At 29.9% G+C, this 14,070-nt stretch carries 12 protein-coding genes and 1 pseudogene; 5 read left to right on the forward strand and 8 right to left on the reverse strand.

What is annotated here, in order from left to right:
* The first annotated feature begins 6 nt into the window (after positions 1 to 6).
* On the forward strand, positions 7 to 1,914 hold the full coding sequence (gene dnaK / locus M3P09_RS07835; protein ID WP_249972684.1) for a molecular chaperone DnaK: 1,908 nt from the start codon (positions 7 to 9) through the stop codon (positions 1,912 to 1,914).
* Positions 1,915 to 1,996: 82 nt separating this feature from the next.
* On the opposite strand, the gene M3P09_RS17430 is transcribed toward dnaK, so the two are convergent.
* Both M3P09_RS17430 and M3P09_RS07850 read right to left on the reverse strand, forming a co-directional pair.
* Entirely contained in the window at positions 1,997 to 2,953 is a 957-nt protein-coding gene (locus M3P09_RS17430) for a GNAT family N-acetyltransferase (RefSeq protein WP_347709807.1), read from the reverse strand.
* 65 nt (positions 2,954 to 3,018) lie between these two features.
* A complete protein-coding gene (locus M3P09_RS07850) occupies positions 3,019 to 4,029 on the reverse strand; it encodes a formimidoylglutamase (RefSeq protein WP_249972685.1) in 1,011 nt (336 codons plus the stop codon).
* Positions 4,030 to 4,153: 124 nt separating this feature from the next.
* Between M3P09_RS07850 and M3P09_RS07855 the strand changes: the two genes are divergently transcribed.
* The 3 genes from M3P09_RS07855 (at position 4,154) to M3P09_RS07865 (ending at position 6,374) form a co-directional block, all read left to right on the forward strand.
* Positions 4,154 to 5,038 (forward strand): chromosome partitioning protein ParA, encoded by an 885-nt coding sequence (locus tag M3P09_RS07855; protein ID WP_099565763.1) that lies wholly within the window; start codon positions 4,154 to 4,156, stop codon positions 5,036 to 5,038.
* A 201-nt stretch (positions 5,039 to 5,239) separates the two neighbouring features.
* A complete protein-coding gene (locus M3P09_RS07860; protein ID WP_158231475.1) occupies positions 5,240 to 5,380 on the forward strand; it encodes a DUF5679 domain-containing protein in 141 nt (46 codons plus the stop codon).
* A gap of 343 nt (positions 5,381 to 5,723) precedes the next feature.
* Entirely contained in the window at positions 5,724 to 6,374 is a 651-nt protein-coding gene (locus M3P09_RS07865; protein ID WP_249972686.1) for a hypothetical protein, read from the forward strand.
* 71 nt (positions 6,375 to 6,445) lie between these two features.
* Here the strand turns inward: M3P09_RS07865 and M3P09_RS07870 are convergent, their stop codons facing one another.
* Positions 6,446 to 7,003, reverse strand: coding sequence for an REP-associated tyrosine transposase (locus M3P09_RS07870; protein WP_249972687.1), 558 nt, complete (start codon positions 7,001 to 7,003; stop codon positions 6,446 to 6,448).
* Positions 7,004 to 7,439: 436 nt separating this feature from the next.
* Here M3P09_RS07870 and M3P09_RS07875 point away from each other — a divergent pair, with 436 nt between their 5' ends.
* Complete coding sequence (locus tag M3P09_RS07875; protein WP_249972688.1) at positions 7,440 to 7,667, forward strand: hypothetical protein; 228 nt, start codon at positions 7,440 to 7,442, stop codon at positions 7,665 to 7,667.
* Between the two features lie 714 nt (positions 7,668 to 8,381).
* On the opposite strand, the gene M3P09_RS07880 is transcribed toward M3P09_RS07875, so the two are convergent.
* The 5 genes and pseudogenes from M3P09_RS07880 to M3P09_RS07900 all read right to left on the reverse strand — a co-directional run bounded on the left by M3P09_RS07880 (position 8,382) and on the right by M3P09_RS07900 (position 13,856).
* Entirely contained in the window at positions 8,382 to 8,789 is a 408-nt protein-coding gene (locus tag M3P09_RS07880; RefSeq protein ID WP_249972689.1) for a hypothetical protein, read from the reverse strand.
* A gap of 16 nt (positions 8,790 to 8,805) precedes the next feature.
* Positions 8,806 to 9,723 (reverse strand): annotated as a pseudogene (locus M3P09_RS07885) (RHS repeat domain-containing protein); the annotation flags it as partial.
* Between the two features lie 149 nt (positions 9,724 to 9,872).
* Positions 9,873 to 10,226, reverse strand: a complete 354-nt coding sequence (locus tag M3P09_RS07890) for a 4-fold beta flower protein (RefSeq protein ID WP_249972690.1) — start codon at positions 10,224 to 10,226, stop codon at positions 9,873 to 9,875.
* A 19-nt stretch (positions 10,227 to 10,245) separates the two neighbouring features.
* Positions 10,246 to 13,410, reverse strand: coding sequence for an SIR2 family protein (locus M3P09_RS07895; RefSeq protein WP_249972691.1), 3,165 nt, complete (start codon positions 13,408 to 13,410; stop codon positions 10,246 to 10,248).
* Positions 13,407 to 13,856: a hypothetical protein gene (locus M3P09_RS07900; protein ID WP_249972692.1), complete on the reverse strand. Its 450-nt coding sequence runs from the start codon at positions 13,854 to 13,856 to the stop codon at positions 13,407 to 13,409. Before M3P09_RS07900 ends, M3P09_RS07895 begins: the two co-directional genes overlap by 4 nt.
* Positions 13,857 to 14,070 lie beyond the last annotated feature (214 nt).

The following is a 14,070-nucleotide window of genomic DNA, read 5'->3' on the forward strand; positions in this document are numbered from 1 at the left end:
AATATTATGAGTAAAATTATTGGAATCGATTTAGGAACAACAAACTCTTGCGTTTCTGTAATGGAAGGTAACGAACCTGTTGTTATCCCAAACGCAGAAGGTAAACGTACTACACCATCGGTTATCGCTTTTGTTGAAGGAGGCGAAATTAAAGTTGGTGATCCAGCAAAAAGGCAAGCAGTTACAAACCCAACAAAAACCGTTTATTCTATTAAACGTTTTATGGGAAATAAATATTCTGAATCTAAAAAAGAAGCAGAACGCGTACCATATAAAGTAGTAAAAGGTGATAATGACACACCTAGAGTTGACATTGAAGGGCGTTTATATACACCACAAGAATTGTCGGCTATGATTCTTCAAAAAATGAAGAAAACAGCTGAGGATTATTTAGGTGCTGATGTAACTAGAGCTGTAATTACAGTGCCGGCTTACTTTAATGATTCTCAACGTCAAGCTACTAAAGAAGCAGGAGAAATTGCTGGTTTAAAAGTAGAGCGTATTATTAACGAGCCTACTGCAGCTGCTTTAGCTTATGGTATGGACAAAAAAGGCACAGACCAAAAAATAGTGGTTTTTGACTTTGGTGGAGGAACACATGATGTATCTATTCTTGAATTGGGTGATGGTGTATTTGAAGTATTATCTACTGATGGAGACACACACTTAGGTGGTGATGATGTAGATGAGAAAATCATTAACTGGTTAGCTGATGAATTTAAAGCTGAAGAAAATATGGACTTGCGTCAAGACCCTATGTCTCTTCAACGTTTAAAAGAAGCTGCTGAAAAAGCGAAGATTGAGTTATCATCTTCTGCACAAACAGAAATTAACTTACCATATATTACGGCTACTGCTAGTGGACCAAAACACTTAGTACGTACATTAACACGTTCTAAATTTGAGCAATTAATTGATGATTTAGTAAAACGTACTATTGAGCCATGTCAGTCTGCATTAAAAGCAGCTGGTTTAAGTAAAAGTGATATTGACGAAGTGATTTTAGTAGGAGGTTCTACACGTATTCCTGCAGTACAAGCAGCGGTTGAGAAATTCTTTGGAAAAGCTCCAAGTAAAGGGGTTAACCCTGATGAAGTTGTGTCTTTAGGTGCTGGTATCCAAGGTGGTGTATTAACAGGAGATGTTAAAGATGTATTACTTTTAGATGTAACACCTTTATCTTTAGGTATTGAAACTATGGGTAATGTATTTACTAAGCTTATTGAAGCAAATACAACGATTCCTACCAAGAAATCGCAAGTATTTTCAACAGCAGCAGATAATCAGCCTTCTGTAGAAATTCATGTATTACAAGGAGAAAGAGCAATGGCAGCTGATAATAAAACGATTGGACGTTTTCACCTAGATGGTATTCCACCAGCAAGACGAGGAACACCTCAAATTGAAGTAACTTTTGATATTGATGCCAATGGTATTATTAAAGTATCGGCTACTGATAAAGCAACAAATAAAACTCAAGATATTCGTATTGAAGCATCTTCAGGATTAACTGAAGAGGAAATCGAGAAAATGAAAGCAGATGCTGAAGCAAATGCTGAATCTGATAAAGCTGCAGCTGAGCAAGCTCAAAAATTAAATGAAGCAGATTCTATGATTTTCCAAACGGAAAAACAATTAGAGGAGTTTGGTGATAAATTATCTGATGATAAAAAACAACCAATTGTTGATGCTTTAGAAGAATTGAAAAAAGCTTATGAAACTAAAGATTTAGAGGTTATTACACCTGCTTTAGATAAAATAAATGAAGCTTGGAAAGTAGCTTCTGAAGAAATGTACAAAGCACAAGCTGAAGCTCAAGGTGGTGCTCAACCAGGACCAGATGCTGGTGCAGGTGAGCAAACTGATCCAGAAGGAAGTGATGTGGAAGACGTAGACTTTGAAGAAGTAAAATAAAAACTTTGAAGTCGGAAGACTTAAGTTAAAAGTAAAAACGCAACCTTTATGGTTGCGTTTTTTTATTTGTTAAAGTATCAGATTAAAAAACCAATTCCATTTTTATATCGCTGCGGTTATATGGACTATCAGACTCTATTGGAATTTCAATAAACCCATACTTTCTGTAAATGTAAATAGCATTTTCAAGCTTTCTATTAGAGTAGAGTATAAGTTTTGGCAACCCCATTGATTTTGCAAAATCAATACAGTATTGCATCAGATGCTGTCCAATTTTTAAACCTCTACTTTCTGGCGAAACTGCCATTTTAGTTAACTCAAATAAGCCGTCGTTACCAATTGGCATTAATGCTACAGTACCAACAATTTGGTTGTCTTTTTTTGCAAAAAATATGTGTCCGCCTTTATTTATTATATAAGTTTCAGGCTTACCTAGTACCTCTTCATCATAAGGCTCAACATAAAAATAAGTTTGTAGCCATTCTCTGTTTAGTTCGTAAAAGTCTTTTGAATATTGACTTTCAAACGAAATGATTTCTATATCCCGTGTTTTTGTAGTATTCATTTTAATATGTTTAATTATTGTGTCACTAAAGCTTTTAGTATTAAGTTTGTTTTCAAGAGAATTTAAATGTTCAATTAAAGAACTAGATGTTTCTAAAGTATAGTCTTTAATAACTACATCTATACTTTTCCAAATAGGTTTTAGTTTTATTATTGAATCTTTTCCCTTTTTAGATAGATGAATTATTTTTTTTCTTTTATCTACTTCATCATGCTTAAATATTATAAAGCCTTTGTTGTTCAATTTGTTAATTGCTTGAGTTATTGCTGGTTGTGAAAACTGCAAAGCGTTTTGTATTTCTGTATTTGTAACCCCATCTTTATTCACTATTATTTTAAATATTGGAAATAGGTAAGGATCAAAATCTATATTAAAATAATCGTATACAATTTGAGTTTCCTTCATCATATATTCGCTTACTCTTTTTAATCTTGACCCTAAAGCTAGCTCACCTAATCCTCTTAATGCATCCATAATATTGCTATTTATATAAGTGCTTATGTAAATTTATAAAATTTATTTTAATTACCTATATTTTTTTAAGCTTTAATGTAATCTGTAATTAAATAGGTGATAAGCTTACCAACTTGATTTGCCGTTTTCTTTTTAGGTGCAGCCTCACAAATATGCAAATATGTAGCATTTTTATGTTTTGCAAAAAAACTAACAAACTGTCTCGTTTTTTTTGTGCTAAACCCAGATGGAGTCATTGCGCTGCTTGGAATATTTTCAATGGCATCACAATCTATTTCAATACCAAACTTGTTTTCTGAAATAAATTCGGAAACTTGCTCTAATTCTTTATTAAATTTTAATTCATTTCTAACTTCTAAGGCTTCAAACGTATTGTATTTAATCGTTTTGGTTTTATCTAATGTCTTAAAAATGGTATCAGAAGTATAGTTTTCATGCAATCCAAAAATAAAATAACGCTCTAAAAACCCTTCCGCGTAAGCGTAACTAAAACCATTTCCGCTATGTCTGCCTTCTTCTGACCTGAAATCGCTATGCGCATCAAAATTAACAACATTAATGGGCTTATTTAACGCTAATGATGCGCCTTTAATATTACCGTACGCGTTATTATGCCCGCCACCTATAGCTATAGCTTTTTTTCCAGACGAAATAATTAATTGCATTATATGTGCTACATAATTATCAATACGTTCAACAATTTTTCTAGCTTTTTGAATATCTCTTTTTTTACTTTGATTGAGTTTTGAAACTTCTAATAATTCATCAGAAAAATCTAGATGCCCTAAAATTAAAACAGAATTTGATTTAGTAAATGTATTACTTTGTATGTTTAATAAAACTTTTATTGTGGCTTCCCAAGCTAGTGAAGCTCCTGTTTTTCCGTAGTTTGCAAAAACACCAACATCTTCAGGCAACCCAATTATTACATGTGTAACATCCAAACTTTTAAGTTGTTCGTATATATTGGAAATATCGGTTAACATTTTAACATGTTCGCCAAATTTGGATTCACCAGTACGTTTGTTTAATAGTTTATTAAGCGTAATGTTGTTAAATAAAACAAGTTTATCCATCTAGTAATTATAATTTATTTTGAAGATTAAAATTAATCAATATTTATTAAAAACATTAGGAAAGTTAAAGTATTAAAAATTTAAATTAACAGTTAGACTCACAAACATTAAAACAAGTAAAATTATGGAAAATAGCAAAAGTAATATGGGATTAAAAGTGGCTTTAGGAATCGCTTTAGTTTTATTTTTAGGAACAGGTTTTTATACCATGAACCTTTATCAAAAAAGTAATGAGGATAAAAAAGAATTAACTGAGCAAAAGCAGTTAGTAATGAATGACTTAAATGCCATGGCTAAGCAATATGATGAAGCTATTGGAGAAAACGAAGTAGCAAATAACAATTTAATTGAAGCTAGAAGCAGAATTCAAGGTTTAATTGATTCTTTAAAAATATCTGAAACAAACGTAAAGAGTTTATGGAGATACAAAAAGAAATATCAGTCTTTACAAAAAGAAATGGATGTGTTATTAGCACAAAACGATTCGTTAAGAGTAGAGAATTCTTATTTAGCAACATCGTTAGATAGCACAAGAGTGCGTTTAGAAGAGCGTACTATGTTTACAGATTCTTTATTAGTACAAAATACAGCTTTAGCTGAAGTTGTTGAAAATGCAGCAGTTTTAAACACTGTAGGTTTAAAAGGTTTTGGAGTTATTGAAAGAACTTCTGGTAAATTAATTCCAACTGAAAGAGCTTCTAGAGTTGATAAAATTAGAGTTTGTTTTACTGTTGCAAAAAATGCATTGGTACAAGCTGGAGACCAAGAATTATACGTACAAGTTATCGACCCTAAAAACAATACATTAGGATCAAACGAGCAAGTACAGTTTGGAGAAAAAACATTAAACTATAGTATAATAAGCAAGTTTAATTATGAAAATGGAAGCCTTAATATTTGTGAGTTTGTTGCATCAAAAGGGGCAGAAAAGTTTGAAAAAGGACGTTATACAGTAAACGTTTTTAACGAAAAAGATTTAGTTTCTAGCTCAGAGTTTACCTTGAAGTAAACACCATTATATAACACTTAAGAGCAAAACCTCAAGTTTTTAACTTGAGGTTTTTTTTGTTTCATTAATTTGCAATTGATACCATGCAGAGTGGGGAAGGGGAATAATAAAATAATTTGTTGCCTTTTTTATTTGTTGTCATTCAAGATATAACTATCTTTAAGAGGACAAATTTTAACGAAACCAAAAAACTAAAACATTATGGAAGGATATTGTGTAAAATGTAAAGACAAAAAAGAAATTAAAGATGGTGCCGAAGTTACTATGAAAAATGGTAGAAAAGCTATGAAGGGAAAATGCCCTACATGCGGTACAGGAATGTTTAGAATACTAGGCAAGTAAATATAACTTGTTTCAGAATTTTAAGGGAATTTGATTCCCAACTTACTTTATTTTAATAGCAACAACATTGCTTATAACCGTTTTATGTGCGCTATATAAGCATCTATTTTCATCTATATCCCTAAAAATAAAAAAGGCTATAATTTTTAAATTATAGCCTTTTTTATTACCCTTTTTTCATTCCCTTATTATAAATTACCTTTATCGGGGTTTTGGCATAAATTTTGAGAATTTTTTAATTCCCCACTCTTATTGGTTCATTTACTCAGTTAAAAGCACCGTTTATTCATTTTCATCTGTATATAAGTTATTCAAAATATAACTTTATAAAAAATCGATATTCATGAACAAATCAAAGAGTATTCTTATAATAGAAAATGAAGCATTATTTTCTCACTCTATAGAATCGACTTTAAAAACAATATCAGATATTAATTTTTCTATTTATAAAACTAAAGACTATAAAGCGGCTTATCTAGTAATCCAAAAAGTAGAACAACTAGACTTTGTATTTTTTAATGTTGACCTTTTTCCTAATCATACTCAACGCTATACTATTATAGAAGATTTAATAGCTACCATTAGATATGATTTTACTAATGCTAAATTATTTTTACTAACATCATACTTTAATAATTACTTGATATTGGAAATGATTAAAACTTTTAACCCAGATAGTGTAATACTTAAAAGCGATATTAACTCAAATGATTTGATACAGGCAGTTAGTTCTGTAATTGAAAACAACCCTTTTTATAGTGCATCTATTCTTCGCTTATTGCGTAGTCAGTTTTCTTCTCATATTTCTATAGATAAAACAGACCGATTAATTCTTTATCATTTATCAAGAGGAATAAAGAGTAAAGATCTGCCAGATCTGGTTTTTTTATCATTAAGTAGTATAGAAAAAAGAAAACGCAACTTAAAAAGTGTTTTTAAAGTAGATAATGATCGTTTATTACTTGAAGAGGCACGAAACCGAGGAATTATATAGTATACCGTTTGTTCTGGCTGGCATTTGCTTACAACGAATACTGTACTAATAAATTCATTATTAAATTAATTCTATTCAAAAAAGCCAATAGAGTCTATTTCTAAAACAGTGTTATCATCTTGATAATTTCTAGCGCTCGAATATTTCCGGTCTATAGTATTTGTTACAAAACCACTTTCTACAGGGTTATTATGAATATAATCTATTTTTTGTTTGATTACTTTTTCGCTCCATAACTCTATAGGCTTATTATGATGTTGCCAAAATTGATACTTACCTGTAGTTGCACTCTTTTTTCCTGCTCTTTCAAACATCCATAATAACCATTCTTTTCTGCTTTCTTGTGGATTGTTTACTATGGCTTCTATTATCTTTTTTGATGTATGTCTTTTAAAATCTCTTAATAATCCTGATGGATCTTTATTTGTTGAACGAAAAATAAAATGCACATGACTTGGCATAAAACAATATGTATACAATTCCATACCTTTTTCTGTTCTGCAAAAATTGATGCTATCTGCCAATATATTAAAGTAAGCTTGCCTTGTAAAAACATCTATCCAATTTACAGTAGCAAACGATACAAAATATAAACCTGATTCATTATAAAATTTATAGTTTCTACTCATAATACTAATATAGCAAAAACAATAGGTATTTTAAATTGCTACCGCTAGCTTTTAGCTAGTGGACGCGAACACTAACTATAACACAAAAAACTTTGCATTTTTTAGTATAAAAGCTTTTGTGCAGCTTGTTTTGTTTATTCATTATCGTCACTAAGCTAAGCTTAGCGGCTGCTACCGCTAAGTTTTACTTAGTGGCAAGAAATTAATTATAAATATTTTAGTAAAAAAGCCTTTACATTAAGCTGTAAAAGCTTTTTATATATAATATTCTTACTCTTAACGCCACTAGTTGCAAACTAGCGGTAGCGGGGGAAAAGAACATCATGTTCTGTTTAAAAAAACTCTTTTTAAATTTTTAAGTAAAGATGAAACCATTTGGAAGAAAAAAGGAATGTCTGAATCTTACTGGGAAAATATTTGATTAAAAAATTCGATTGTGCCACGAAAAATATTACTAAAAAGTTATCTGAAGCAAGAGCTTAATAATAAATTTGTATTAGAAAATTTTATTGATAATAATCTTTCTGATAATGATGTCGAAAGAGCTTTGAGCTATTTGGAAGAACTAAATAAAACAACAAATCATCAAATAACTAATATCAAATATAGTGAGCAAGGAGATTTATATATTAAAGCTGAAACAGGATTGACTTTTATTAAATAAGAAGTCAATTATAGCATATTTAGTATATTTGAACTAATGGAAGTGTTAAATAACATCTTAATAAACTTGCTTTCTGACGGACTTTCTTATTTGTTAGGAACACTCCTTGTTATTTTATTCCCTTTTTTAAAAAATCCTAATGTGTTCAAAAAACTCATTCAAAATACACAAAACTACTTGAGGGTTTTTATGGATTTTGTTTTAACAAAAGACACTTTTGTACAAGTAATATCAGTACATATAAAAAAAATCTAAATTTTAGGTACCGTTGAAGAAAGCGAACAAAAACGAACTAAAGTTCTATAAATATGTTCTATAAGTTCGGATAGTTCTCTAAAAGTTCTATTATCTACATGTTTCGTTATACATAGCATGTACAAAATACATTAAACTAGTTCAAAAAACTAAAAGTAAAATTAGAGTTTAATGAACAGTAGCATATCTATTATAAACCCAGTAAATACAAGGAAAATACAAGAAATCAAGTATAGTTTTTTAAACACAACACAACACTATCATTTTTCAACTCCATTTCCATTATTTCTATTACTCAACAATAACACAAATAACCAAAATCACATCAAAAATTTAGACTACAAACCAAAACAGGCATACCATAAGCACACCTGTTTTAATATTTAAAATTTTTATTTTAACTGATTACCAAATAGTTAAATGTTTAATTTTCACTATCAACTAATTTGGACGATGACCCTATTGATATTCAAACCCTTTTTCCGATTGTAGGAACTTAATTGAATTACATTTATCTTTATAGACTCCAATATATTTTCCATCTTTAATATAGAATTCTTTGCTAAAAATATGATCATTATACTTAATACTTATTTTCAACTGCTGATCTATTTTTAGTTCTTTTAAATCAATTGATTCAGATTCAGGTTTAGAGAAATCTGCATATTCGAATTTTAACTGTTTTTCCTTTGATTCTATTATCCTTGATGACGTAGAAAGACCAACTATTTTATTACTAGTTAAATTCAAGTTTTCAATAATCTTAGTGTCATTAACTAATAAACTAATGGTATCATTTTTAAAATATTCCTGAAAATCAATACTAACAATATGTTTCTGTGCAAATAAATTAGTTGCACAGAACATAATAAATATTAATAATTTAATCTTCTGTTGCCGTTTGTTTTCCACTATTAAGTTGTCCATTATTAAATGCTTTTTCTATTTTTAATATCTGTTCTTCTGTAGCTTTAACCCCAGCATTTGGCTGATATGCTTGATGCATTATATTACCATCCATAGTGCCAACCTGAGGATGACCAGCTGGGTTGTCAGGACCTCCTTCTAAAGTTCCAGAATGCCCAAACTCATGAGCTGCACTTCTTCCTATAGTACCAAGTCCTGTAATTGTAAGTCCAGTACCTTTATATTTTCCTTTTTTAGCAACAGTTCTACCGAGTAATTTACTAGAAAGGTTTACTGAATTGTCTCCTGGTTCTGCAAAACCAATAGGTATAGTTCCTAGTAATTTTGCAAATGCTGGAGTCATTCCTGGCATAACATTCATCGGGTCTTGTATCCTTATAGCATGATCCGTCGCTTTTAGGTTTTTAGAATTACCCAGTTTTATGTTAGTTCTTGCAACAAATTTAATATTTTGCCCTTTCCCTTTATACGTCTGCTTGATTTGATTTTTTATATTGTTTTTAACTACTCTCAATTGTTTTTTAGATAATTTTGTCGATGAATTATTAAATAATTTGCCTCTAAATTTGATTACAACTTTGTCTTTTTTTCTAAAGAAATTCTTTTTTCTCCTTTTAACAATAATATCTTTTCCATCAGGATCAATGTTAGACATTGGATTGTTTGCAACATAATTATAAGGAGAATTATTATAGTATCTAAACGCATGCGGATCTATACTCATGAACCTTCCTAGAGTTGCATCATAATTTCTAGCACTATAATCATATAAATTTAACCCAAGTTCGTCTTGGAGTTCTTTCTGGTTATATTTTTTCTTAAGCGCAGGATTACTAGAATTTACTACCGTATTATACCCTTTATGTTTAAGACCAAAAGAGTAATACCCTGCTTACAAAAAAGAGCTTTACCTTAGTTTTCTATTTTCACCTAACTTTCAATTAGTGGTAATTATTTTAAAGAACGTTTTATACAATCAAAATTAAGTAATCAAATCACATTAAAAAAATAAGACTATTTGTATTATAGCTTAAAAAAATCATCAAAACTTATATCAGACCAACTAAAAGATTTAATAGGCTTTATTGGTCTAATCTCTTTAATTCCCTTTATAGGTTTTATGGATTTCACTCCTTTTATAGGCTTAAAAGATTTAAAGGGTTTAAACGGTCCACCACTTGCCTTATCACTAAAAAAAAGACAATCTCCATCTGAATCTATAATCCAACCATTATCTAACCAACCTAGATGATTTCCATCATAATCGTAAATTGAATCGTCTGAAAGATATGCTAGAGGTTCTCCATCAAAATCAAACAAATGTTCATTATCATCTGTGTAAAAGAGAGGGTTTCCATCATTATCATAAAAAGTCATAATAAATTATTTTTATTAGTTATATGAATAATCTGTAATCGTATGTTTTTCCTTCAAAGCGTGACAATAGCTTACCTATTCTAGCTATTTGGTTTGAGGAATTAATTGTGGCAGGTAACTTGGTATATAAATCAAAAGAGTTCCAATTCATTTTTGTTAATCCAAGTATTTCCGTTGCTATTGTATTTATATTTGAATCACCGTGATGTTTAATTATTTTTAAAGGAGCTGGAATGCTTCTACCACCTAAATAATATCGATAGCTTGGGTTCTTTACTGACGGTACAATTCCATGTGTCCATAATAAGGCTGTCGTTGCCCCTGTAATAATGCATGTACCTCTTGATAATGGGAACCTGTCTATTTGCATTTCTCCATTATAAACACTTGTAGCTACAAACCTTGCATCCGCTTCGTAGTTTATTTCTATTAAATCAATTTTATGAATTCCTGCCATTTGTAGACTCTCTGTAATTCCTTTAATCTCGTCTTTGGTAAATCGAGTTCTTTTATGAATTACTACCCTAGATGGCAATTTATTCATAGAGTTATAAAATAATTCCCTTATTGATACTCCAAATTGAAAAGCATCATTATAAGAGAGGAAAGGATTGGCTTGACCGTCCAAATAAAAATCATCTACTTTGGATAGTTTGTATTTTAAACCTTGTCCTTCAGAGTTATATATATGACTACATCCTACGACTATATCAGTTTTGTTTCCTGTACTTTTTAGGCTATAACCTATTCCAGCATATGCCGTATCTTTTTCTGTATTATTCAAAACCCATGGTGTTCTCAAAGATTTTACATAAAAAGATAATGATAGCCACCAAAATATCTGGCATTTTAAATTATCATGAAGTGTATCTTCTTGTATAAGTTGAGTGGAAACACCTTTTGAAGCAGCATATGCTTTAATATAATCATGTAAATCAAATTCCTCACCATTTTCTTCATATCTATAATATGGTTCCCATTCTATAGGAATAAATATTACTATTGTTGATTGACTTTCTTTATTAGCTAATTGTTCTATTTTAGAGGTAATTAATCTAGCTAAATTTAGCGCAATATCTTTTACCTCTCCATTGGAATGGCTTATTTCAATATCTAGCCATTTATCTTCATCTTCTGGGAGCGGAATATTTATGGGAATATTATAAGCTGTTGAAAATCCCGGAAAATCAATTAAATAATCTAAATTAACATTTGATTTATGTCTTTGATTTAATCCATTTAAAAACTCGAAAAAAATCTTTGAATAATTCTTACCACAAATTACACCTAAATTAATTTCATTAGAATATATTACGCCATTTAATTGAGAGTCATATGGCTTGTGATTCTTTAAAGCTCTCATTGGGTGGAAATCCTTAAATAACTTGTTAGAATTAATATTTGTAAAAATTAATTGTGGTTCTAAAAACTGAACTCCTTTATGTTGTGTTAATCTTTTATCATATCTATTTGGTTGGTAGGCTCTAAAGTTTTTATCTGCTACCATTATTTCGGCAAATGAAGTGCTTTTTGAAAGTGAAAATTCAAACCCTGTACCTGATTGGTTTGGAAATTCAAATTTGAGATTTGAGCCCTTAAATAGTGTGTTTTTCCAACCTTCTAAAATTTCATCATACTGTTTGTTGAATAATTTTTCTAAAGAAGTTTTACTTAGATTTTGCTTAACTTCTTTGGAGATTTCTGCTTGGCTTTTTAAATGTACAGATGGTCTAAAAGTTAAAAAAGCATACTTTTTATGATAGTCAAAAAAGAAAGAAAGTAGTAAAGAATTATGAATACTTATCTGCTGACCATTTTCAACAACATTCTTTACTGGTTTTTTAATCCACAATTTATCTTTATTATTAGACTCAATAATATCATTTTTTGATAAACTTTTCACTACAGCTTGTAACATCAAAGTTTTAAAATTAGTAACATTCTTAATGTCATTCTTTGATATTGGTACTCGGGAAATATCACCTTTAATCCCATCCCCAAAAACCTTGTTTATCTCAGATAATGTGGAAAGGGCAAATACTTTATTTTTAAAAGGAACTGCACATGTGTCTTTATCTTTAGTAAGTTCTTTTAATGTAGCCCACCTTTTTCTTTCACCAAATTCATATTTAAACTGAAAAACTTCTTTAGGAAATGTAATCGGATGTAAATTACTCTTAATATACTTATCTGTTTTTGGTATTTGTTGGGTGAATTTAGAAACCTCTGTATTTTCAGCACCAGATGAAGCTAGAATTTCTGCTATTTCTTCTAAAGCCAAATTGTCATTTTCAAAGCAAGACTTTGCTATATGTAATATTGTTTTATCAAAACCATCTGTAGGAACAAAAAAAGCCTCTCTACCTGACTTTCGGGCATTAACTAAAAGTTCTTCAACTTCTGGATTAATCTTATGACCATATCCGCACCAATAAATTCTACCTTCTCCTTTTTTTGAAAATGCTTTTGCTAGTGCTGCCATCAATGACTTATCTCTTCCACTATAACCAATAACGATTAAATTTTTGTCATGGTGATACCTTTCTAAAGCTTCTATAAACACCTCATTTTGACTATCTAGTTCTTCAGAAGTGTTTTTTAAAGAACTATATTTATAGTCACCATGTAAGGCTATAGAAAGAATTTCATTTCTACTTTGATTTCTATATATTCTATCAACACTATCAAGAGTGATTTCTATAGGTGTTATTTTTCCTTGATGCCCAGCCTTTATCACTAAACCATCAAAATTAGTAGTCCAAACAGCTTTGACAATTTCTTTTTCACTTAATAGCGACAATAACTTATATCCTATATATGGTTCTTTACCTTCTATTAGCGATTGAAAATATTTCCTTCTGTCACCTTCAATAGGATATGCTTTTTCAGCATAAAAGGAATATTCTTCTTCTGAATTTAATTTAGGATATATTCCCTCGGTATCTAGCCATAATTGAATACTATTTTTTACAGAATCATTTTTGGTATTATTATAATACTTTGATGCATTAGGGTTTTTTGAAATATAAATATCTTTTTTCCATTCCCAAATACAATCGTAAGCTGATTGTATTCCAGAACTTATCGATGCACCCGCACCTATTAATAAGGAATGAGGGATATCTTTATTCCTTTTTATTGACCTTAAAAAAGCATCATATTCTATATTTAAATTTTCTGTCATCCTTTATTTATTGTAACTATATACAAATAGTATCTACCATTCATTGCTTTTGCATCTCCAGCACTGCCACCTTTCTTATTGTCATTTTTTTTATGAGTTAAATATTTATCGTTATAATGTCCTTCCAAAACATTAATCATTTCTTTATCAGAAGATGAACAAAGCAGAAACATTCTGTCATAAATTTTATGATTGGCTGTCCTACTTTTTGGATTACCAGTTTTTCCAATTTTAAAACTTTTATGCTTTTCTATAATTAGGTTTATTGAGCGTGTTGTTTTTTGTTTAAGAATCCTTTCAGTTAAATCATTTTTATCAATATCGATAAGAAAATCTTTATAAATATCCTTATGAGTGATTTCACCTAATTCAGGGTTGTTTTTAAATATTTTTGCAAATAATTTACCAACACCTATTGCTACAGCAATTAATAAAAATGGATGCATCTTAAAGTTTTAAATTAATAAGTGAGCCAATATATTGAAAGGACTCATAAAGTTTTTGCGGAAATCCGCAGTGCTAAAAATTATTTCTTGAGAGAGCAGTAAATATACATCAATTTTGCAAGTAAAGAGGAGAAGTGTCCTACAAAATTTCACAGTATTGTGTAATATATAGCTATAGCCTGATGAAATATATTGAGGTCTCTTTTTAAGGTGC

Origin of the sequence: Jejuia spongiicola (assembly GCF_023502325.1) — a bacterium.
Taxonomy (GTDB): domain Bacteria; phylum Bacteroidota; class Bacteroidia; order Flavobacteriales; family Flavobacteriaceae; genus Wocania_A; species Wocania_A spongiicola.